General features: G+C 67.7%; 17 protein-coding genes and 1 pseudogene. 11 read left to right on the top strand and 7 right to left on the bottom strand.

From position 1 onward, the window contains the following. Positions 1–9 precede the first annotated feature (9 nt). Positions 10–114, top strand: a pseudogene (locus B2Y21_RS07125) (SDR family NAD(P)-dependent oxidoreductase); the annotation flags it as partial. 83 nt (positions 115–197) lie between these two features. Further along, a complete protein-coding gene (locus B2Y21_RS07120) occupies positions 198–932 on the top strand; it encodes an SDR family NAD(P)-dependent oxidoreductase (RefSeq protein WP_292058371.1) in 735 nt (244 codons plus the stop codon). A gap of 18 nt (positions 933–950) precedes the next feature. Here B2Y21_RS07120 and B2Y21_RS07115 read toward each other — a convergent pair whose 3' ends face one another. Further along, positions 951–1,754, bottom strand: a complete 804-nt coding sequence (locus B2Y21_RS07115; protein ID WP_292058368.1) for a type IV toxin-antitoxin system AbiEi family antitoxin domain-containing protein — start codon at positions 1,752–1,754, stop codon at positions 951–953. Between the two features lie 123 nt (positions 1,755–1,877). Between B2Y21_RS07115 and B2Y21_RS07110 the strand changes: the two genes are divergently transcribed. From B2Y21_RS07110 to B2Y21_RS07085, 6 genes are all read left to right on the top strand, one after another. Further along, on the top strand, positions 1,878–2,642 hold the full coding sequence (locus B2Y21_RS07110) for a crotonase/enoyl-CoA hydratase family protein (protein ID WP_409410751.1): 765 nt from the start codon (positions 1,878–1,880) through the stop codon (positions 2,640–2,642). Next, on the top strand, positions 2,639–4,183 hold the full coding sequence (locus B2Y21_RS07105; protein WP_292058361.1) for a class I adenylate-forming enzyme family protein: 1,545 nt from the start codon (positions 2,639–2,641) through the stop codon (positions 4,181–4,183). Before B2Y21_RS07110 ends, B2Y21_RS07105 begins: the two co-directional genes overlap by 4 nt. 185 nt (positions 4,184–4,368) lie before the next feature. Continuing rightward, entirely contained in the window at positions 4,369–4,908 is a 540-nt protein-coding gene (locus tag B2Y21_RS07100; RefSeq protein WP_292058359.1) for an RNA polymerase sigma factor, read from the top strand. After that, a complete protein-coding gene (locus tag B2Y21_RS07095; protein ID WP_292058357.1) occupies positions 4,905–5,885 on the top strand; it encodes a FecR family protein in 981 nt (326 codons plus the stop codon). Before B2Y21_RS07100 ends, B2Y21_RS07095 begins: the two co-directional genes overlap by 4 nt. A gap of 64 nt (positions 5,886–5,949) precedes the next feature. Continuing rightward, on the top strand, positions 5,950–9,120 hold the full coding sequence (locus B2Y21_RS07090; protein WP_292058355.1) for a TonB-dependent receptor: 3,171 nt from the start codon (positions 5,950–5,952) through the stop codon (positions 9,118–9,120). A gap of 75 nt (positions 9,121–9,195) precedes the next feature. Next, on the top strand, positions 9,196–10,695 hold the full coding sequence (locus tag B2Y21_RS07085) for an amidohydrolase family protein (RefSeq protein ID WP_292058353.1): 1,500 nt from the start codon (positions 9,196–9,198) through the stop codon (positions 10,693–10,695). A gap of 167 nt (positions 10,696–10,862) precedes the next feature. Here B2Y21_RS07085 and B2Y21_RS07080 read toward each other — a convergent pair whose 3' ends face one another. After that, complete coding sequence (locus B2Y21_RS07080; RefSeq protein WP_292058351.1) at positions 10,863–11,828, bottom strand: alpha/beta hydrolase family protein; 966 nt, start codon at positions 11,826–11,828, stop codon at positions 10,863–10,865. Between the two features lie 158 nt (positions 11,829–11,986). Between B2Y21_RS07080 and B2Y21_RS07075 the strand changes: the two genes are divergently transcribed. Next, complete coding sequence (locus B2Y21_RS07075) at positions 11,987–12,727, top strand: LytTR family DNA-binding domain-containing protein (protein WP_292058349.1); 741 nt, start codon at positions 11,987–11,989, stop codon at positions 12,725–12,727. A gap of 146 nt (positions 12,728–12,873) precedes the next feature. On the opposite strand, the gene B2Y21_RS07070 is transcribed toward B2Y21_RS07075, so the two are convergent. After that, positions 12,874–14,061 (bottom strand): MFS transporter, encoded by a 1,188-nt coding sequence (locus B2Y21_RS07070; RefSeq protein WP_292058347.1) that lies wholly within the window; start codon positions 14,059–14,061, stop codon positions 12,874–12,876. Between the two features lie 99 nt (positions 14,062–14,160). Further along, positions 14,161–14,583: an aldo/keto reductase gene (locus B2Y21_RS07065; RefSeq protein ID WP_292058345.1), complete on the bottom strand. Its 423-nt coding sequence runs from the start codon at positions 14,581–14,583 to the stop codon at positions 14,161–14,163. A 121-nt stretch (positions 14,584–14,704) separates the two neighbouring features. Here B2Y21_RS07065 and B2Y21_RS07060 point away from each other — a divergent pair, with 121 nt between their 5' ends. Next, a complete protein-coding gene (locus B2Y21_RS07060; RefSeq protein ID WP_292058342.1) occupies positions 14,705–15,607 on the top strand; it encodes a LysR family transcriptional regulator in 903 nt (300 codons plus the stop codon). Between the two features lie 378 nt (positions 15,608–15,985). Here the strand turns inward: B2Y21_RS07060 and B2Y21_RS07055 are convergent, their stop codons facing one another. From B2Y21_RS07055 to B2Y21_RS07045, 3 genes are read right to left on the bottom strand one after another with little or no spacing between them, the layout of a single operon-like run. Then, positions 15,986–18,400, bottom strand: coding sequence for an ABC transporter permease (locus B2Y21_RS07055; protein WP_292058339.1), 2,415 nt, complete (start codon positions 18,398–18,400; stop codon positions 15,986–15,988). 17 nt (positions 18,401–18,417) lie between these two features. After that, positions 18,418–19,098, bottom strand: a complete 681-nt coding sequence (locus B2Y21_RS07050) for an ABC transporter ATP-binding protein (RefSeq protein WP_292058337.1) — start codon at positions 19,096–19,098, stop codon at positions 18,418–18,420. Further along, positions 19,095–20,408 carry an efflux RND transporter periplasmic adaptor subunit gene (locus B2Y21_RS07045; protein WP_292058335.1) on the bottom strand — a complete coding sequence of 438 codons (1,314 nt, stop codon included), beginning with the start codon at positions 20,406–20,408 and terminating at the stop codon, positions 19,095–19,097. Before B2Y21_RS07045 ends, B2Y21_RS07050 begins: the two co-directional genes overlap by 4 nt. An 81-nt stretch (positions 20,409–20,489) precedes the next feature. On the opposite strand from B2Y21_RS07045, the gene B2Y21_RS07040 reads away from it, so the two are divergent. Next, positions 20,490–21,454, top strand: a 965-nt coding sequence (locus B2Y21_RS07040) for a sigma-54-dependent transcriptional regulator (RefSeq protein ID WP_292058331.1), incomplete at its 3' end; no start/stop codon positions are given.

Below are 21,454 nucleotides of genomic sequence, written 5' to 3'. Positions count from 1 at the left end.
ATCCTCCCCATGCGTATGTTTGATCTGAGCGGCAAGACCGCCATCATCACCGGCTCATCACGCGGCATCGGCCGGGCCATCGCCGAGGCCCTGGCTGAGGCAGGCGCCAATGTCAGCGGCCATACGCTGGTGGTCGACAGCGGTTCGACCGTCACCGGTATGCTGTGAGGCCGCGCTTTCAAGATAAGAGTGTCGTCGTGACCGGCGCCGCCTCGGGCATCGGCCGCGCCGCCGCCCGGCTGTTCGCGGCGGAAGGCGCGCGCGTTCTGGCCGCTGATCTGAGCGAAGACATTGAACGAATCGCCGATGACGCCGCCGGCATTGTCTCCTTCAAGGGCGATGCAGGCAGCGAGGCTGATGTGATCGCCTTGCTTGAAACGGCGACGGCGCGCCACGGCGGCGTCGACATCGTCTGCGCCAACGCTGGGATCAGCGGCGGCTTCGTCGGCTTGTTCGAGCAGGATGAGAACGACTGGGCCGCTCTGTTGCGGGTCAATCTGATCGGTCCGTTCCTGGCCATCAAGCATGGCGCGCGGCTTATGAAGGACGCCGGACGCCAGGGCGCCATCGTCTGCACTGCGTCGGTGGCGGGCTTGCGCGCGGGGGCGGGCGGACCGGCCTATTCCGCCTCCAAGGCGGGCGTGATCAACCTTGTTCAGACCGCTGCGCAGCAGCTGGCGGGCACAGGGATTCGCATCAACGCCGTCTGCCCCGGCCTGATCGAAACGGGCATGACCCAGGTCATCTATGATCACGCCCGCGCCAAGGGGCGGGAGGGGCAGATCGGCCGGATCAACCCGCTGCGCCGAGGCGGAGCGGTCGAAGAGATCGCCGACGCCATCGCCTTCCTGGCCTCGCCCGAGGCCGCCTATGTCAACGGTCACGCCCTGGTCGTGGACGGAGGCCTGTCGTCCAGCCATCCGGTAAACTGACGGGGGATCGTTGAGCCGTCAGGCTTGCTGATCCGAGGGCGTGATCAGGGCTTCCCAGACGCTGCGGCTGGCCTGCTGATAGGCGTCCATGGCCTGAACGAGGCGATGACGCGCGTCGCCCTTCATCAAGGCGTCGGGCAATAGAGGGTCACGCGCCAGACGGGCGATGACGGTCCTGCCCAGCAGCAGGGATTCGCGCGCGGCGGCGCCCAGTTCCAGCGTGGGCTGTCGGCGGAGGCTGCCCTCGACCTGCGCCAGCAGTTCGCCATAGGCGTGGTGCAGGGCGCCCACGTCCCACAGGAAGGCGACGTCCTGGGTCTGGTCGTGGCGCAGGGGTTTCAGCGCGACGACTTCCGCACCCTCGGCCAGGCCCAGATGCGCAAGCTGTTTGCTCAGGGCCTCGGCGCCCCCGATCAGATTGTCGGGGCGGACATGAAAGCCCGGACGCCAGGCGCGAAAACCACGCAGATCCAGGGCCCGGTCGTGGCGTCGCTGCGCCGTGCGCTGGGCGGCGGGCATGGAGGGGCTGGCCACCGCGATCCAGCCGCCGTCCCACGGCCCCATCCAGTCCAGTCGCGAGCGCCAATGGGCGACATCGTTGATCAGCGGCAATTGCGACGGATGCACGGCGTAGGCCCCGCGGCCGACCTTCTCGATCTTCCCCTGTCGCACCAGACGGGTGAGGGCGACGCGCACGGCGTTTTCGGGAAAGCCCAGATGCTCGCCGGCGCTGCAAAGCGCGCGGACGCTGAGCGGGCGACCGGCCGGGACGCTCAATAGGTCCATGAGCAGGTCTGTCGCAGGCGGGAGCGGTGTTTCCATGGTCGAGGCCTAACCCTGAACTTGCCAGCCGCAAAATATTTCTGACATAGTCCAAATCAGACAGTTTTTGTAATGTTTGGAGGCCTCATGTCGCGCGGAGTCAGGAGTGAGATCAACGGTCCAGTGACGACCATCATCATGGATCGGCCCGAACGACGGAACGCCGTCGACGGTCCCATGGCTCAGGCTCTGCGCGAGGCCTTTTTAGCCTTTGAGGCGGACCCCGAGCAGCGCGTGGCGGTTCTGTGGGGCGATCACGGCGTCTTCTGTTCGGGTGCGGACCTGTCTGCGGTGACGGATGCCGAGCGCGCGCTGGAACTGGACGCCGAGGGCGGCGGTGCGGGGCCGATGGGGCCCAGCCGCCTGATGCTGGAAAAGCCTCTGATCGCGGCGGTGTCGGGCTATGCGGTTGCGGGCGGGCTGGAGCTCGCCTTGCTGGCCGATCTGCGGGTGGCGGAAGAGGGGGCGACCTTCGGCGTCTTCTGTCGTCGCTGGGGGGTGCCGCTGATCGACGGCGGGACGGTGCGCCTGCCGAGGTTGATCGGAATGTCCCGTGCGCTCGACATGATCCTGACCGGCCGGCCGGTGGATGCGGCCGAGGCGGCGACCATGGGACTGGCGAACCGGGTGGTTCCCAACGGGCAGGCCAGGCAAGCGGCTGAGGCCTTGGCGCATGAGATCGCCGCCTTCCCCCAGGCCTGCATGAAGGCGGATCGCATGAGCGCGCATCGCCAGTGGGACTACCCTCTGGCGGAAGCGCTGCGCCAGGAAGGACGGCACGGCGTTCCCATCGTCAAGGCGGAGGGCGTGAATGGTGCAGGACGCTTCGTCGCCGGTGAGGGGCGCCACGGCGTCTTCAAGGCTGCGAAAGAGGAGAAGGCTCAATGACCGCCCCTCTTTATGTTGAACTGGTCGAGCGCGGCGCCGCCCAGCACGCCGATCGCATCGCCATGGTCGTGGGCGAGGTCGAACAAACCTTTGCTCAGGTGAACGCCCGCGCGAACCGCTATGGGCGCGCCATGCAGGCTCAGGGCGTCACGCCGGGCGCGCGGGCGGCCCTGCTGATCAACAACTCCATCGCCAGCATGCCGTTCGACTTCGCCTGTGCGAAGGCGGGGGTGAACCGGGTGCCGCTGAACGCGCGGTTGTCGCTCGACGAGCATGTCCGCATGGTCCGTGAGGCCGAGTGCCGGTTTGTCGTTTGTGATCTGGCCCTGCTGGAGCGCGCGCAGGGTCTCAAGGCGGCCTTGCCGGAACTGATCGTCTTGACCTTGGGCGAGGCCGCGAGCGGGGTCGACCTGGAGGCCGCAGCCGCAGGGGAAGAGGACACGCCGCCTTCCTATCGACCGCAGCCGACGGACGTCATCCTGACCCTCTATACCTCGGGCACGACGGGCGTTTTGAAGGCTGTCGAGCACACTCAGACCTCATGCGCTGCGATCTGTCGCAACATCCTGCTGAACCTGTTCAACGCAGGGCCGGACGACGTGATGCTGCACGCGGCTTCGCTGATCCACGCCAGCGGCACCTTCATCTTGCCCCTGTGGGTGAGAGGCGGACGCAGCGTCGTCCTGCCCGGTTTCGCGCCAGACGCTTTCCTCGCCGCAATCGAGCGGTACGGCGCGACGGCGATCAATCTTGTGCCGACCATGCTGCAGATGCTGCTGGAGCGCCCAGAGTTGGACAGCCGTGATCTGTCTTCACTGCAACGGATCATCTACGGCGCCTCGCCCATGCCGCGCCCGGTGATCGAGCGCGCCATGGCCCGCTTCGGTCAGGACAAGTTCTGGCAGTATTACGGTCAGACAGAAGCACCCCTGGCCCTGGCCGTGCTGCGGCCCGAGGACCATGAAGGCGACCGCCTGGGCGCCTGTGGTCGGCCGGTCCTAGAGATGGAAATCCGCATCCTGCGCGAAGACGGCGCTGACGCCGGGCCGGGCGAGGCTGGAGAAATCCTGGTGCGCGGCGACTGCGCCGCCAGGGGGTATTTCAAGGCGGACGAGCTGACCCGCGAAACCTTCGACGCCGAAGGCTGGGTGCACACGCGCGATGTCGGCCTGATCGACGCCGAGGGCGTCCTTCACCTGAAGGACCGAACGTCCGACATGATCATCTCGGGCGGCTATAACGTCTACCCGCGTGAGGTCGAAGACGCCCTGATGAGCCACCCCGCCGTCCAGGCGGCGGCGGTGGTCGGCGCGCCCAACGACAAATGGGTGGAGGCAGTGGTGGCGTTCGTCGTGCTGCGTGACGAGGCGGACCCGGCCGACCTGATCGCTCATGTCGGGCGCCAGATCGCCTCATACAAGAAACCCCACTGGATCGAACTGTGCGTGGACATTCCCCGTACGGCCGTCGGCAAGACCGATCGGCGTGCTCTGAGGAACCAGGCGAAGGAACTGGATCTGGGGCGGCGCGCGCTTCGCTAATGATCGCAACAACACGCGACTGAATGACGCCATTTCGTCCGCTGCGCGTGCGCATCACTAAGAATTTTGAGTGAGCCGGTGGATACCGGATTTTTCTCGCTGGCTCGTCTACCCATCCAGGGTGTCCGCGTCTGGATGGTTATGTGCGATCGGTGATGGACAAGCGCGAGTGCGATGAGTGGTTCGTGACGGAGGTATTGCCTCTGGAAGGCCGCGTCACGGCCTATCTGCGGCGAAATTGGCGGGCGCGGCATGAGATCGACGATCTGCGGCAGGAGGTCTATGCGCGGATCTATGACGCGGCGCGGGCGGGCCGACCGGCGCATGTCGGCTCCTTCATCATGAGGATCGCGCGCAATCTGCTGATCGACCGGGCGCGCCGCGAACGGGTGGTCTCCATCGACTTTGTGGACGACCTGAGCCGTCTGGGCGAAGCGCCGGAGCTGGCGGCGACGGAGCGGCACATGACGGCCCGGCTCGAGTTGGGCCGGTTGCAGCAGGTTCTTCAGACCTTGCCGCCGCGCTGCCGCGAAGTGGTCGAGCTGCGCAAGATACAGGGCCTGTCGCAGCGCGAGGTGGCGACGCGCATGGGTATTACCGAGGATACGGTCGAACGGCAGGTCAGCAAGGGGGTGCGGCTTCTGGCCGACGGTCTCTACGCCGAGAAGAACGAGGCCGACGACGGCCCCGGTCGACGGGTCAGCCTGGCGAGGAGGCGCCGATGAGCGACAGCATCGAAACCTGCGCCGCCGCCTGGCTGGCGCGCCAGGACAAGGGCGCGCTCACCGCGGCCGAAGAGGCGGAGCTGGACGCCTGGCTCGATGCGGATACGCGGCGTCGCGTGGCCTATCTGCGGCTCAAGGCGGCCTGGGGACGGGCGGATCGTCTGGCGGCGTTGCGCCCGGCGGAACCGGTCCGCGCCGGAAGCAGGCGCACGGGGCAAGCGATAAGGCGCCAGGCGTCCTGGCCGCCCGCCGTCAGGAAACGGCCCGTGATCGCGGCGGTCGTCGCCGTGGCGGCCTTGCTGGCCGTTGCTCCTATGGGAGTCATGCTGCTGTCGCAGGACGTCTATGAGACCTCTCTGGGCGGGCGTGCAGTGACGCCCTTGTCGGATGGTTCGCGGATCGAGCTGAACAGCGACACCCAGGTGAAGGCCGACATCGGCGGGGATGAGCGCACCGTCTGGCTGACGCGGGGCGAGGCCTATTTCGACGTGGCCCATGACGGCCGCCCCTTCGTCGTCCGCTCTGAAGAGGGGCGGGTGGTGGTCGAGGGCACCAAATTCTCTGTGCGGCGTGACGGTAAGAGCCTGCTGGTGCGCGTGTCCGAAGGCCGCGTCCGGGTCGAGGGCGCCAAGACGACGGCCCGGCGCCTGGGACCGGGGCAGGAGGCCCGCGTGGCGCGCGGCAAGGTCGAGGTCTCGACGCCGGGGTTGACGGCGATTGCGCAAGAGATGAGCTGGCGCGACGGCCGGCTGCAGTTCAGCCAGGCCTCCCTGGCCGAGGTGGCGGCGGCTTTCAATCGTTACAACCGCACGCGGCTGATCGTGGCCGACCCCGAGACGGCGGCGCTGCAGATCGGCGGCTCGTTCGAGGCGGCGGATGTGGAGGCTTTCGCCGATGTCCTGCACACCGCCTACGGCCTGGAGGTCAAGCGGCGGGACGGCGCCATAATTATTTCACATCCGCGTACCGGATCGTGAGCGGGCGTTCGTCTTCCCTATTAGCGGGCCGTGATGACGGAGCCGCTTGCGAGGGGTTTCATTCATGAATAATTTCAAGGTGCTGCGCGCCTCACTGGCGGCTGGCGCGTGTATGGCGACGCTGGCGTTCGCAGCTTCGGCGACGGCTCAGGCAGCGGTCGATTTCAACATTCCGGCGGGCGATCTGATGGCGGCGCTCGAGGCCTATGCACGTCAGTCGCCGCAGCCGGTGGTCTATCGCATCGACGACCTGCGCGGACTGCGCGCGGGGCCTGTGCGCGGCAAGGTCGCGCCCGCCGATGCGCTGAACCGCCTGCTGGCGGGCACGGCCTTGAAGGTCCGTCGCGACGAATCCGGCTTGCTGGCGGTGGTCAAGGAAGCGCCGGCGCGCCCGGCGACGACGCAGGAGGCCGCGCCCCTCCCTTTAGCCCAGGACGAGGCGGTCAGCGTCGATGAAATCGTCGTCACCGGCTCGCGCCTGGTCCGCAACGATCTGACGGCGGCCAGCCCGGTCGCCGTGGTCGGCGCCGAAGACATCCGCGCCTCGGGCAGCGTCACCATCGAGAACGTCCTGAATCAGTTCCCGCAACTGGCGGGCGGGCGCACCTCGTCGGTCAACCTGAACGGCGGGGCCGGGGTGCTGACGGCCAACCTGCGCAGCCTGGGCTCGAAGCGGACTCTGGTCATGGTCAACGGCCGCCGCTTCATCCCGGCGGATTCCGAAGGCGCGGTCGATCTGGCCGCGATCCCTGACGCCCTGGTGCAGCGGGTCGACATCATGTCCGGCGGCGCCTCGGCCGTCTATGGCTCGGATGCCATCGCCGGGGCGGTGAACTTCATCCTCAAGCGCGATTTCCAGGGGCTGGAGATCGCCTATAGCCACGGCCGCACCTTTGAGGACGACGGCGCCTCGAACAAGCTGGACATCACCTTCGGCGCCAACGCCGACGACGGGCGCGGCAATGTGGTCTTCGCCGCCAGCTATTCGGATCGCGAGGCGGTGATGCAGTCATCGCGAGATTTCGCCGCCATTCCGCTGGATACGGTCAACGGCCAGTTGGTTCCGGGGGGGGCCAGCAATGTGCCGGGCACCCGCATCGGCCTGTCGGCGGCTCAGCGCGCCCAGTTGGTCGGCGTCGATCTGACGGCGTCGGGACCGTGTGACGCGACGACGGGCATTGTCTTCGGCGAGGGCGGGGTTCCCGGCCCCTATTGCAATCCGCAGAGCGCCTACAACTACGCCGACTACAGCTATCTGCTGCGCCCGCTGGAACGCTTCCAGCTGTCGTCGATCGCCCGCTACGACCTGACCGACAAGATCGAGGCCTATGCGGAGGGATTCTTCGTCAACAGCCGCAACTTCACCATGGTCGCGCCGGACTCCATCACCCTGTCCAGCCCCGGCGCGCCGACCTCGACCCTGCTGGTCCCGAACTACGCCACCCATCCGCTGTTCTCGCAGTCGGTGCGCGACTTCTTTGTCGACAACCGCGCCCTGTTCGACCCTGACGGCGACGGCACGGCGGCTATCGTCGGCGCCTCGCGCCGCTTCAACGAACTGGGCGCGCGCGAAAGCCGCTATGAGCGCGCCTCCTTCGGCGTCACCACCGGGCTGAAGGGCGATCTGGCCCTGGCCGGGCGCGACCTGAAGTGGGACGTCTTCTATCAGTATCAGCGCAATCGCATGGATTCCCTGCGCAAGGGCACGGTCTCATCGACCCGTCTGAGCCAGGCGCTGGACGCCGTGGCCCGCCCCGACGGCCAGGTGGTCTGCGCGGTGCAGGCGTTCAACTGCGTCCCGGTCAACGTCTTCGGGCTGGATTCGATCGATCCGGCGGCGCGCGACTTCCTGGCGCCCGACCGGGCCGCCAATGAGATCTTCGAGCGTCAGGTGTTCGGCGGCACGCTCGCCGGCGACCTGTTCGAACTGCCCGCCGGGCCATTGTCGGCGGCGCTGGGCTTCGAGTACCGGGACGAAAGCTTCGAATTCAATCCCAGCGCCATGGATCGCGGCGGCGAATACGCCAACCGTTCGGAATCGCCGCTGGCCGGTCAGGTCGACGTGACCGAATTCTTCGGTGAAGTGCGCGTGCCGATCCTGGCCGACCTGCCGTTCGTCCACTCCCTGGCGATCGAAGCGGCGGCTCGATACAGCGACTATTCCTCGGTCGACGGCGTCACCACCTGGAAGCTGGGCGGCGAGTATGAGCCGACCGACTGGCTGCGTTTCCGCGTCGCCTACAACGAGGCCATCCGCGCCCCGAACATCAGCGAGCTGTTCGCGCCGATCCTGGTCGTGCCGTCGTCGGGTGAAGACCCTTGCGTCGTCTCGCGCAACCCCACGGCGGCCCAGAAGGCCCTGTGCGTGGCCCAGGGCGTGTCGGCCTCGGACATCGACAACTTCAGCCAGGATCAGCCCTATTTCGACATCATCACCGGCGGCAACACCAGTCTGCGGGAGGAGACGTCCAAGACCTTCACCGCCGGCTTCGTGCTGCGCGCGCCGTGGATCGAAGGGCTGAACCTCGCCGTCGACTACTTCGACATTCAGGTCGATGACGCCATCACCTCGCTGAACGCCAACCAGATCCTGAACGACTGCTTCACGACCCTGGATCAGGGTTCGACCACCTGCCGCTCGATCCGGCGGATGAGCAACGGCCAGATCGAGACCCTGGCCGGCAATCTGCAGAACATCGGCTCCATGACCGTCAACGGCGTGGACGTGCAGGCCGACTATCGTTTCGACATGCCGGATCGTTTCGGCCTGCCGGGCGAGGGCGCCTCCATGGCGCTGAACGTCATGGCCAGCTGGATGTTCGAACGGTCGATGAACGTGCTGGCGGATCAGCCGGCGATCGACTGCGCCGGGCGCTTCGGCAACGGATGTTCGGGCCTGGGCGTGCCGGGCACGCCGGACTTCAAGCTGCGGGCCGGCGCCAACTACGTCAGCGGGCCTCTGACCGTGCGTCTTCAGGCGCACATGGTCGGCGAGATGGAGCTTTATCCCGGCTTCAGCGCCGCGATCCAGAAGACCCCGTCCCGCATCTACACCGCCCTCAGCGGCTCCTACGACGTCAATGAGACGGTCGAGCTGTTCGGCGGCGTCGAGAACCTGTTCGACGAGGATCCGCCGATCATGGGCACCTTCCTGGTCGGCGACGCCAATACGGACGTGGGTCTCTATGACGTGATCGGCCGCCGCTTCCAGATGGGCGTCCGCATGCGGTTCTAAGGCCGCGCTTTAATCCAAGAAAAACAGATCGCCCGGTCGTTCGCGCGGCCGGGCGGCAATGGGAGGATTGAGACCATGAGCATCACCAGGAAGGGCCTTCTGGGGCTGGCGTCGGGAGGGCTGCTGGCGGCGGCGGTGGGGACGACGGCCCGTCCCGCCGTCGCTGCGACGGCCCGTGCGCCCGAGCGCATCGGCCCGGCCCGCCGCACCCTGATCCGCAACGCCGACGTCATCACCCTGGACCCGCAGTTGGGCGAGCTGTACGGGACTGACGTGTTGATGGAAGGCGGCAAGATCGTCGCTATCGGCAAGGCCCTGGCCGTCGACGGCGCCGAGGTCGTGGACGCGACGGGCATGATCCTGATGCCTGGCATGGTCGATGGCCACCGCCATATCTGGCAGAGCGTCCATTCCGGCGCCATTCCCAAGATTTCGCCGGTCATCAACGACTACATCAACTGGAAGATGCGTGTGGACGTCTGCTACACGCCTGAAGACGCCTATCTGGCTCAGTATGCGGGCGGGTTGCTGTCGATCGATTCCGGCGTCACCTCGGTGCTCGACTTCTGCCACACCTTCCACTCGGCCGAGGCGGTCGAGCAGGCGGTGAAGGGCCTGCGGGACTCCGGCCTGCCGGGGACGTTCGCCTGGCAACTGTCGCGCCATCCGGTCTTCGGGCCGGGCGGGTCGGCGACCATGGCCCAGATCATGACCAATAGCGGCCAGGCCCCGGACGAGGACCACTGGCGCATCGCCGAGCACGTGCGCAGCCTGTTCAGCGGCGATGACGACCTGCTGCGCTTCGGTCTGGCCTCGCCCATCTATCAGGACGCGCCGATCAGCCGCACGGCCGAGACCTTTGCTCGCATCCGTCGCCTGCAGCCGCATGTTCTGGCCGTCCACTATCACCGCTCGGACAAGCCGTTCAGCGACCAGTCGCTGCAGAACGTCCGGCAGATGGGCGAGGCGGGCCTGCTGGGGCCGGACTTCCACATCGCCCACGGTCACGGCATGCACGATGTCGAACTGCAGATGATGCGCGACAACGATTCCATGATCTGCGCCACCACCATGGGCGAGCACAGCTATCCCTTCCCTTCGGTGCATGGCCGGGCGGCGCGGGCCGGGGTCAAGGTCGGTATCGGCATCGACACCGGCGTGGCCTTCACCCACGACTATTTCCAGCACGTGCGGGGCTCTTACTACAATCTGTTCCGCACGGACGAGGGCAAGCAGATCGCCTTGTCCATGTCGGCCGAAGACGTGCTGAACATGGCCTCGGGCCGAGCCGCCGCCGCCATCCGCGAGGAGCGCGCCGGCACGATCAGCGTGGGCAAGCGGGCCGACGTCCTGCTGCTGCGCACGGACCGCCTGGACTTCCCGGTCATGCGCGCCCTGGCCGAGCGAGTGGCCAACTTCAGCAGCTACTCGGATCTCGACAGCGTCTGGGTGGCCGGCGTAGCGCGCAAGCGCGACGGCCGCATGGTCGGCGTCGACATGGCGGCTCTGAAGCAGAAGGTGAACGCCATGACGGAGCGGTTACACGCCCAGGCGGACACCATCAGGTTGACCTGAACTTTGGCGCACGCATTTGTATCGCCGTCCTGGCCTGCCGGGGCGGCGAGGTCGCGCAGAGGTGCGTTATGCAGGGAAATGAATGATCCCCCTGCCTTGTCCTTGAAGAGGCGTCGACCGATGCGTGAGAGATGCGGCCATGTCTCCGCCGGGCGTGTATCGATCACCTAGAGGTGGGCTTTGAAAAAGCTGATCACCTCTCGGTTCAGCGTCTCGTGGAAGGCCGCGCGCTCGAAACCGGGGGTTGGGGTGCAGATCATCGGGGCGGCCGCCGCCAACTGAGGCGAGCAGGGCGGCAGAAAGTCGAAGTGGGCGGCGCCCTCGACGTGGCGGTATTCGGGCGGCGTGGGCAGGGCGTCGCGTATGGGCTCGACGTAATAGGGGGCGGGCAGGATCTGATCGGCGCCCGCCTGCCACAACTGGATCGGCTGGGTGAGCTTGCTCAGCCCCTCTTTTGTGAAGGTAAAGCCCAGAGCGGGGGCGGCGACGACCAGGGCCTTGAGCCGGGCGTCGTGCGGCAGGTGCGGGGCGGCTGCACCGTCCTTTAATGTGCCGACGTGCTGACCAATCAGACGGCAGTCGTAGAAGCCGGGGTTGGCGTGGCAATGGTCGGTCAGTCGGCTGAGGTCAGGATCGCCGCCGGCCGCCGCCAGGACCGTGAAGCCCCCGGCGGAAAAGCCGAAGGCGCCGATGCGGTCGGCGTCTATGCCGGCGCGGGCGCTCCAGTCCCGGGTCATGTAGTCGATCAGGACCGACAGCTGGCGCGTGCGACCGACGAGGTCGGTGGCGCGGCTTTGATCGCGCCAGTTGTCGCCGGTGTGGGTCAGGGCGGCGACGACGAAGCCGGCCTTGGCCAGAGCTGCGGCGGTGTCGTGATGGCTGCGGAAGTCGCCTCCGTTTCCGTGGGAAATGACGATCAGGGGGCGCGGCCCGGTCCCTTTATCCGTCGGAACCCAGACGCCCGCTTCAATGGCCGGCTGATCGCCATCGGGAATGGTCAGGCCCATGGAGAGCACGCCGTCGCGGATTATGGGGGCGGCGGCTTTGGGCTGGACGAGGGGCGCGGGGGCGGCGGTTGCGGCGCAGGCGCCCAGCAAGACGGAGGCGGCGACGATCAGGGAGGCTGTGTTCATTTGTTAGGCCCTCAGGCGACGAGTGATGAGGCTGTGTGAGGTCTCGGAACACCGTTTCGCCAGCGGATATGGGCGAATGGGCGAACGGGTTCGCAGTCCGGCGAACGGCTGTTATCGGCGACGGCGCTTGCTAGTCTGCGGCCATGGAATCGAGGGGATTGAAGGATCGGCGATGGCAGGCGGCGACCGTAGGCTTCGCCGTCTCGACCGCTGTGGGGCTGGCGCTGGGCGTCATAGGGCCGTTCGGCAGTTATCTGAGCGGGAGCTTGCCGGTGCGGACGGCCTATTGGGTGGTCTGCCTGTGGGCTGGGTGGCTGGCCTTCGGCGTCAGTTTCCCGATCCTGGCGCGGCAGGCTGAGGCGCGAGGGATTTCTGCATGGGTCTGGGCTCCGCCGATGGTGGCGGTGCTGACCCTGCTGCCCGTCATGCTCAGCCGGACGCTGGCGGTGCGGTTGTGGCCGGTGGTGGAGCAGGTCGGCTGGCTGGAATGGTATGGGCAGGGCCTGGTGATCAGCGCTTTGGCCACGGCGGGCATGATGTGGGCGACGCGCCCGCGTGAGGCGACGGCGAAAAAGCCCGACGCCGAATCCGCCGATCCGCGCGATCGGCTGCCGTCCCGGCTGGGGCGAACCATCCTGTGTCTGCAGATGGAGGATCACTATGTTCGGGTGCATACGACGCAGGGCTCGGCTCTGGTGTTGATGTCCCTGTCTCAAGCCGTGGCGGGTCTGAAGGATGTGGACGGGACGCAGACGCACCGCTCGTGGTGGGTGGCGCGCGCTGGCGTGGTCGCAGTGGTTGAGGACGGGCGCAATATCCGGCTGCGTCTGAGCGGCGGGTTGGAAGCGCCGGTGTCTCGCGCCCGTGTCGGCGTCTTGCGTGCAGAAGGCTGGCTCTAGCGTCGGATGCCGAGTCAGAATCCGGGCAAGGGCTTCAACTCGTCATTCTCTCGGGTTTGAAGCTCGACTATCTAGGTCTCGGCGTCGGTCGGGGAGTGCGTCTTAGCGATTTCAGCGGTCGCCGGGTTCGTCTGAAATCGGGCAGTTCAGGATCGTTGCGCGGCGAGGAACACGAGGCCGAGACCGGCGGCGGCCAGCAGGCCTCCGGTGACGGGGATCGCTGCATAGCCCAGGTTCAGGCTGATGACCGCCGCGCCCACGGCCGCGCCCAGGGCGTTGCCGAGATTGAAGGCCCCGACATTGATGGACGAGGCCAGGCCTGGGGCTTCGGACGCCGCCTCCATCACGCGCATCTGGACCGGCGGGACGATGGCGAAGGCCGCGCCGCCCCAGAGCAACAGGCCGATCACGACGCCGACGGGGCTGCTGAACACGAAGGGCAGGACGAACATGATGACCGCCAGGGCGCCGAGGAAGATCTTGGTCGCGCCGTCCAGCGACCAGTCGGCCAGTCGCCCGCCCAGCCAGTTGCCGATGGTGAAACCGACCCCGATCAGGGCCAGGCCCAGGGTGACGAAACTGTTCGACGCGCCGGTCAGGGTCTCGAGCGCCGGGGCGACATAGGTGTAGAGGGTGAACATGGCGCCGGCGCCCATGACGGTGGTCGCCATGGCCAGCAGCACCGGCGGGCGCGTCAGCACGCGCAGTTCGCGCCGAACGTCGGGCATGACGCCGCGCTCGCCCCTGGGCAAGGCGAACCACAGGGCCGCGATGGCCAGAACGCCGATCACGGCCGTGCCGGCGAAGGCCATGCGCCAGCCGATCTGCTGGCCGATCCAGGTAGCGGCCGGCACTCCGCCGATATTGGCGATGGTCAGGCCCATGAACATGGCGGCGACGGCGCTGGCCTGCTTCTCCTTGGGCACGACGCTGGCGGCCACGACGGCGCCCAGACCGAAGAAAGCCCCGTGGTTGAGGCTGGTCACCAGGCGCGCGGCCAGCAGGGTGAAGTAGCCCGGCGCCATGGCCGACATCAGATTGCCCAGGGTGAAGATGGCCATCAGCAGGATGAGGGCCGTGCGCTTGCCGAAACGGGTGAAGGCAAGGGTCATGATCGGCGCTCCGATCATGACCCCGATTGCATAGGCGCTGATCAGCAGGCCGGCCTTGGGGATCGAGACGTCGACCCCTTCTGCGATCACGGGCAGCAGGCCCATGGGCGAGAACTCGGTGGTGCCGATGCCGAAGGCGCCCACGGCCAGGGCCAGAAGAGCCCAGCGGGCGTGAGCGGGCGTCGCGGTCGGCGTGACGGTCATGGAGGCGGTGGTGTCCATTGGCGTAATCCTCAGGCGTCCCAGGCCGGGGCCAGGCCCGTCGGGCTGACCAGGCGGCCGTCGGGACGGGCCAGGGCGGCGACAGCGGCCATGTCGCCGTCATCCAGAGCGAAGTTGAAGACGGCGATGTTCTCGGCCAGGCGGGCGGGGGTGGACGGCGTTCAGCCGTTCGATCTGTTCGGCGATCGGAACCTGATCGGCGGGCCAGTGCAGCAGCAGCAGGTCGACCTGATCGATCTTCAGCCGCTCCAGGCTCTCATCGACCGAGGCGGCGAAGGCATCGGCCCCGTAGTGGTCGACCCAGACCTTGGTGGTCAGGAACAGGTCTTCACGACGCGCGCCTGCGGCCTGAAGGGCCCGGCCGAGCGCGGCCTCGTTCTGATAGATCTGGGCGGTGTCGAAGTGGCGGAAGCCGGCCTCGAGCGCGGCGGGAACGACCCGTTCCACCTCCGCGTCGGACATGCGGAAGACGCCGAAGCCCAGGGCTGGAATGGCGGCGCCGTGGGCGGTGACGGTCTGCATCTGAAAAACTCCTCGCTGAAGGCCCCTGAAGGACGTCGCGAGAAGTAGGGCCTCGATCAAAACTTGATAATCACGCTGAAATTCCCATCATCTGTGAAATAAAATCATGGATGGCGCGACGATGGACAATCGGGCTGGCGAGATGCAGGTCTTCCTGCGCGTGGTGGAGAGCGGGAGCTTTTCTGAAGCGGCTCGGCTGCTGGGCATGACGCCTTCGACCGTCAGCAAGCTGATCTCGCGCGTGGAGGATCGGCTGGGTGTGCGCCTGATCGAACGCTCGACGCGGCGCCTGTCCCTGACCGCTGAGGGCGAGGTCTATTACGAGCGCAGCCTGACCCTGCTGCAGGATCTGGATCTTATCGAGCAGGAGTTGTCCCAGGGGGCGGCGGCGACGGGCGGCCGGGTGCGGGTCAACGTCTCCGTCGCGCTTGGGGTGCTGGGACTGGAGCCCTTGCTGCCCGACTTCTGGCGGGCCTATCCCAACATCGTCGTCGATCTGTCGCTATCGGACGAGGTTGTCGACCTCTACCTCGACCGCACCGACGTCGCCTTTCGGGTTGGGCGTCTGCCGGACTCAGGCATGGTGGCGCGCCGGATCGGCACGGCGCACCGTAAGATCGTCGCTTCGCCCGCCTATCTGGAGCGCCATGGCGCGCCCCAGACCGCCGAGGATCTGTCGCGGCACAATTGCCTGGGCTTCAACTTCCGCCGTGCAGTGCCGGTCTGGCCGCTCAAGGAGGGCGGGCGGATCGTGGAGCGCGTGGTCTACGGTTCCCTGTTGGGCAACAACGGCGAGACGGTCCGACGCATGGCCTTGGCCGGTGTCGGACTGGCGCGGATGGGCGATTACCATGTCCGCGCCGACCTGGCCGCCGGTCGCCTGGTGGAGGTGCTGGGCGACGTGATCGAGCGGGACGAGGAGGAAATCCACGCCGTCTTCCTGGGCGGCCCGCGCATGCCGGAACGGGTGCGGGTATTCCTCGACTACGTCGCACCGCGGTTGCAGCAGTTCCTGAACGGCTGAGCGTTAGGCCAGGGCGCCGGAGATCAGGCGTCTGCCGTGGAAGACCGCCGTGCGTTTCGACTTGCGGGCGCCCGCTTCGGCGGAACAGCTGGCGTCCGCCAGGACCAGGTCGACGGCGTCGCTGAGGGGGCAGGGGCGATCTCGGGCAGCAGTAGGCGGTGCTGCGTTAATGTGACGATCTCGCAGCTGAAGCGACCCCGATAGTTTTCGAGCGCCTGGTTGAGGTGCTCCAGGCTCCTCAGGCCGCGTGCTTCCGCTCGAGGCTAAGGATGAACCAGGCCGGCGGCCGCGTGCAGTCCGCCGCCGACAAGGAAGACGATGGTCAGCACCGAACAGTCGCCAGAGCATCAAGTGAAAGAGCCCGAAGCCAGGGGCGCTCTAGTCATGGCGCAGCGCCCACGCTGGGGCCGCGCGGCTGGCGCGAACGGACTGGCTGAGCACGGTCAGCACGGCGATGAGCACGGCCACGAGGCTGGCGCCGATGAAGTAGAGCGGCGACAGGGCGATGCGATCGTCGAAACCCGCCAGCCAGGTGCGCGCGGCGAAGAAGGCCAGCGGCCAGGCGAACAGGTTGGCGATCAGCACCGGCCGCAGGAACTGGACGACCAGCAACTTGACGATGTCCGAGGACGAGGCGCCCAGCGTCTTGCGGATGCCAATCTCCTTCACCCGCTGCTGGGTGCTGAAGGAGGCGAGACCCCACAGGCCGACGCAGCCGATCAGGATCGCCAGCCCGGCGCCCATGCCGAACAGGCGCGCGGCGCGGTCGTCGGCGGCATAGAGCTCCGTCAGGCGGCGGTCGGCGTGGGCGCCGTCGAAGGGCGTGCTGGGCGCCATCCGCCGCCAGACGGCGCGCGTCTGCTCCATCACCTGACGGGGATCGCCTTGATAACGTACGGTCGCCATCGGCCAGTTGGGCATGCGCGCCTTGTAGGTATAGACCGCCGGGTCGATGGCTGCGCGAGGCGAGAAGAAGCGGGCGTCCTCGACCACGCCGACGATGGTGCGGGGGCGGCCGCCGCCGACCGTCTTGCCGATCGCGTCCTGAGGCGAGGCGAAGCCGAGAACCTTGGCGGCCTTGCGGTTGATGACGATGTTGAAATCGCCGACTTTTTCGGTGTCGGTGGAGTCGTCGCGGCGGTGGCTTGGGTCGAACACCCGCCCCGCAACGGGTTTCATGTCATAGGTCGCGAAGAAGTCCGGTCCGACGGAGATCTTGCGCACGGTCGGGCCGTCGCCCGGCACGCCGGGAAGCTGAATGTTCTCGGCGGAGTGGCTGTAGGAGCCGCCGGCGGCGAGGGTGCCCGTGGTGACATGGGTGACGCCCGGAATGTCGCGGAAGGCGGCCAGAAGCGCCAGGCGCTGACTTTCCGACAGGCTGGAATCCGTCATGGCGGGTACGATCAGCAGGCCCTCGCGCTGGAAGCCCAGGTCAGCGCTGCGGACGTGCTGCATCTGGGCGAACAGCACCCCGGCGGCGATGATGAATCCGGTGGCCAGGGTGAACTGCAGGACGACCAGGGCTTCGCGCACACGCGCTCCCGCGCGCCCGCCGCCGGGCGACCGGGCCGAGGCCAGAACCAGAGCCGCCGGATAGCGCGACAGCAGGACGGCCGGATAGAAGCCCGCCACCGCGCCGATGACGACGACCAGTAGCGCCAGAACGGGCAGAACCACGCCATAGGGCAGGATCAAGGACAGATCGGCGGCGGCGTTGATCAGCGGCAATCCCAGCTCGGCCAGGATCAGCCCGACCAGGGCGGCCAAGGCGACCAGCACCATGGCCTCGCCCAGGAACTGTCGGATCAGCGCGCCGCGCGAGGCGCCGACCACCTTGCGCATGGCCACTTCACGGGCGCGCAGCCCGGCGCGGGCCACGGCCAGGTTCACATAGTTGACGACGGCGATGACCAGGGCCAGCAGGCCGACGAGGCCCAACATGGCGATGGTCTGGCGACGACTGTCCGAGGCCTTGCCGCCGGGGGCGAGGCGCAGGTCTGCGATCGGCGTCAGCAGATAGCGCAGGGTGTCGGACGGCTTTTCTCCCAGGTCGCCGCCATGACGCTCCACGAAGGCGGGCAGCTTTTGAGAGAAGGCGCGGGCCTGGGCTGGGGTGTCGAAGCGCAGATAGGTCGTGAGGGTCAGGGCGCCGAGATTACGCCACATCGCCATGTCGTCGGGCGCGGGGCCCTTCATCGGCGTCAGGGCGGTGAAGTCGAGCTCGGTGTTGGCGGGCAGATCGCGGAACACGCCCACGACCTTGCGCGGCTGGGCGTCTTCGCCATCGGACAAGGCCAGGGTGCGGCCGATCGGGTTAGCAGAACCGAAATAACGCCTGGCCGCCGCCTCGCTGAGCAGCAGATTGGCCGGGTCGCGCAGCGCCGTGCGGGCGTCGCCGTGCACCATCTCCAGATGGAAGATGTCGAGGAAATCAGGGTCGACATGGGCGATGTTTTCGGATGTCGCCACGCCGTTGTGGATGATCTTGCCCGAGGTCAGGATCCGCGTTCCCTTCGCTTCGGGGAAGTCCTCCTGAATCATCTCCAGAAGGCCGCTGGGCGTGTTCGGCATGACGCCGTTGAACGGGCTGCCGGGCAGGTTCCACTCGTTCTGGATCTGATAGACGGTCTGGTGCTCGGGCAGCCAGGTCTCGAAGCTGGTCTCGAACCGCACGTAGAGGCCGAGCAGGATGAAGACGGCGATGCCCATCGCCAGCCCGCCGACGTTCACCGCCGTATACAGCGGGTGACGGATCAGGCCGCGATAAAGCGACACAAGCGCGAAACGGTTCATCAGCGTGTCCCCCGAGTTCAGACGGCGCGCGAGGCGGAGGCGACGATCCGGCCGTCCAGCATGTCGATGCGGCGCTTGGCCATGTCCGCATGGCTGGGCGAGTGAGTGACCATGACGATGGTGGCTCCTGCGGCGTTCAGCCCGCTCAGGATGTCCATGACCTGTTGGCCGTTCTGGGTGTCGAGGTTGCCGGTAGGCTCGTCCGCCAGGATCAGCTTGGGGGCGCCGACGATGGCGCGGGCGATGGCCGCGCGCTGCTGCTGACCGCCGGACAGCTGATGCGGATAGTGCTGGGCGCGGTGGGCGATGCCGACCTTGTCCATGGCGGCGGCGACGCGGGCGCGTCGATCGGTCTGGCGATCCTTGCGGTAGATCAGGCCCAGTTCGATGTTCTCGGCGATGGTCAGCTCGTCGATCAGGTTGAAGCTCTGAAAGACGAAGCCCAGCGTCTCGCCGCGGAAGCGGGCCAGGGCCGTTTCGCCCAAGGCCGCCAGGTCGCGCTCGCCGAACAGATAGCGGCCGCCGCTGGGCCGGTCGACGGCGCCCAGGGTGTTCAGCAGGGTGGACTTGCCGCATCCGGACGGACCCATGATGGCGAGGAATTCGCCCTGGGCGACCTCGAGGTCGATGTCATGAAGCGCGGTGGTCTCGACATCGTCGGAGACGTAGCGGCGCTGGATGTTCTCGAGACGGATCACAGGTGGCCCTTTCCACGGATGTTCAGTTTGTCGCCCCTGATGGAGGCGGTGTTGGAGGTGACGATACGGTCGCCGGGCGACAGGCCGGAGAGGATTTCGACCTGCGTCGGATTGCGGCGGCCCAATTCGATCGGGCGGCGGCGGGCGTGGCCGCCGTCCTTGTCCAGTACGAAGACGGAGGCCGCGTCGCCCGCGCCTTCCAGCCAGCCGCCGACGGGGGCGACGAGGGCGGAGCGCGCGGCGCCGAGCGTGATCCGCAGGTCCAGCGTCTGGCCGCGATTCAGCCCGTTCGGCGTGCGCCCGTCAAAGGTCAGCTCGACCTTGAAACGGCCTTCGGACACGGCGGGCAGAACTCGCGAGACCGTCAGCGTCGCCCCCTCTGACGTTCGGGCCTTCTGACCTGTGGTGATGCGGCCGAGGTAGTATTCATCGACGTCGGCTTCCAGCTTCCAGGCGCCTTCGCTGTCGATCTGCCCAGCCGGGTCGCCGGCCTTCAGCGCCTGGCCGGGCTGAAGGCTGAAGTTCGTCAGCCGCCCGGCGGTCGGCGCGCGGATCACCAGGGCGTCGAGGCCGGCGCGCACCGCTTCCAGATTGCCCGCCAGTCGCTGGCGCACCTCCGCCAAGCGGTTCGCCTGGGCGGCGGTGATGCGGGATTCCGTCGCCTGTCCGGCCTGAAGCTGCTTCAGCCGGCTCTCCTGATAGCCGGCCTCTTCGGCGAAGGAGCGGACGCCGGCCTCGGACAGGAAGCCCCGTTCGTACAGCTGGCGGCGGATGTCATGTTCGCGGCGCGCCCGCAGAAGGTCATAGCTGGCCTGGTCGATCTGGGCCTCGCGGTCCAGGCGGTTGCGCTGCAGGCCCAGATCCTGCGCCGAGGCGTCGCCCAGCTGGCCGACGATCTGGGCCTCGCGGGTCAGAACCTCCAGCTTCAGCTCGGGGTTGGACAGGACGGCGAGGGGCTGGCCCTCGGCGACCATCACCCCGTCTTCGACCAGAAGCCGTTCGACCTGGCCGCCGGTCAGGGCGCCGACCAGGGTGCTGACGCGCGGCGCGGCGACGGCCCGCACGGGGATGTAGTCGTCGAAAGCGGCGCGCTGGACCACGCCCGTCTCGACATCGGCGGCGGCGATATTGGTCGATCCGCTCGAGGGCAGCAGGCGCCAGGCCGCGCCGCCGACGACGGCCAGTGCGACGACGGCCAAGACCGCGCGCCGTCGCCACCACGGCGGGCGCTGTCGCTCCAGACGACGGTCCATGGCGGCGCCGCCTGCGGGGCCGGTCGATGAGGTTGCGTGCTTTGCGTGTTCGGACATTATGGTTTCAGTCTCGCCCGGCGCAGCGGAGAAACCTAAGTCCCTATGATCAAAGCTGTTTTTGAAGATCAGGAGGGCGGCGTGCGTCCGCGTCCGGCCACAGTGTCCGGCGATGGACAGTCGCAGGGCGCGTCAAGAGGCGCTTCGGTTCTGCTGGTGGACGACAATACGGTGGTGGCTCGAGCGATGGAGATCGCCTTTCAGGTGGCGGGCCATCGGCTGGAGTTCGCGCCGGGACCGCAGGAGGCGCTGTCGCGTCTGGCCTCCGCGCGATACGACGCCGTGCTGCTGGACATGAATTTCGGCCCCGGCGAAACGAGCGGCGAAGAAGGCCTGGGCTGTCTTCGCCGGATCATGGCGGACGATCCGGCGGCCTGTGTCGTGGTCATCACGGCGCACAGCGGCGTCGGCATCGCGGTGGCGGCCATGCAGGCGGGGGCGCGCGACTTCGTCATGAAACCCTGGCGCAATCGCGACCTGATCGCCAAGGTCGAGGCCGCGATCGTCCGCCGTGCGTCCGTTGAAACGCCGTCGGCGCCGCCCGTCGCGGGCGAGGCCGCTCCGGCGCGGCTGCTGGGCGACAGCGCCGCCGTCCAGCGATTACGCGATCTGATCCGCCGCATCGGCCCGACGACGGCCAGCGTCGCGGTGGTCGGACCGTCGGGCGCGGGCCGCACCTTGACGGCCAGGGCGATCCACGCGGCCTCGCCTCTGGCCGATCAGCCGCTGCGCAAGATCGACCTGCGCGATCCGGCCGCCTGGCGCTTCGATCCGGAAGAGGGGGCGATCATCCTGCGTCATGTGGAGGCGCTGGACGACGTGGCGCAGTCGCGGCTGTTGGATCAACTGCCCTCGACGCTGCGCTGCTTCAGCCTGCTTGCAGGAACGACTGGCTTGTCCGCGGCCTTGCGGCGGCGGCTGGCGACGGTCGAGGCGGCCGCGCTCTCCCTGGCGGAGCGCGAGGACGACGCCGTCATCCTGGCCCGCCACTTCGCGCGCGAAGCGTCCGAGCGGTTCGGCCGCCCGGCCGCGCAACTGACCCCTGG

It is taken from the genome of Brevundimonas sp. UBA5936, from assembly GCA_002430835.1.
GTDB lineage: Bacteria > Pseudomonadota > Alphaproteobacteria > Caulobacterales > Caulobacteraceae > Brevundimonas.
The sequence above is the reverse complement of the archived record's forward strand: the minus strand, read 5'-3'. Positions and strand labels throughout refer to the sequence as shown.

Coding starts and splice junctions, on each gene's coding strand:
- B2Y21_RS07115 (WP_292058368.1), bottom strand. CDS start 1,754: ATGGAAACACCGCTCCCGCCTGCGACAGACCTGCTCATGGACCTATTG.
- B2Y21_RS07105 (WP_292058361.1), top strand. CDS start 2,639: ATGACCGCCCCTCTTTATGTTGAACTGGTCGAGCGCGGCGCCGCCCAG.
- B2Y21_RS07095 (WP_292058357.1), top strand. CDS start 4,905: ATGAGCGACAGCATCGAAACCTGCGCCGCCGCCTGGCTGGCGCGCCAG.
- B2Y21_RS07090 (WP_292058355.1), top strand. CDS start 5,950: ATGAATAATTTCAAGGTGCTGCGCGCCTCACTGGCGGCTGGCGCGTGT.
- B2Y21_RS07085 (WP_292058353.1), top strand. CDS start 9,196: ATGAGCATCACCAGGAAGGGCCTTCTGGGGCTGGCGTCGGGAGGGCTG.
- B2Y21_RS07080 (WP_292058351.1), bottom strand. CDS start 11,828: ATGAACACAGCCTCCCTGATCGTCGCCGCCTCCGTCTTGCTGGGCGCC.
- B2Y21_RS07070 (WP_292058347.1), bottom strand. CDS start 14,061: ATGGACACCACCGCCTCCATGACCGTCACGCCGACCGCGACGCCCGCT.
- B2Y21_RS07065 (WP_292058345.1), bottom strand. CDS start 14,583: ATGCAGACCGTCACCGCCCACGGCGCCGCCATTCCAGCCCTGGGCTTC.
- B2Y21_RS07060 (WP_292058342.1), top strand. CDS start 14,705: ATGGACAATCGGGCTGGCGAGATGCAGGTCTTCCTGCGCGTGGTGGAG.
- B2Y21_RS07055 (WP_292058339.1), bottom strand. CDS start 18,400: ATGAACCGTTTCGCGCTTGTGTCGCTTTATCGCGGCCTGATCCGTCAC.
- B2Y21_RS07045 (WP_292058335.1), bottom strand. CDS start 20,408: ATGTCCGAACACGCAAAGCACGCAACCTCATCGACCGGCCCCGCAGGC.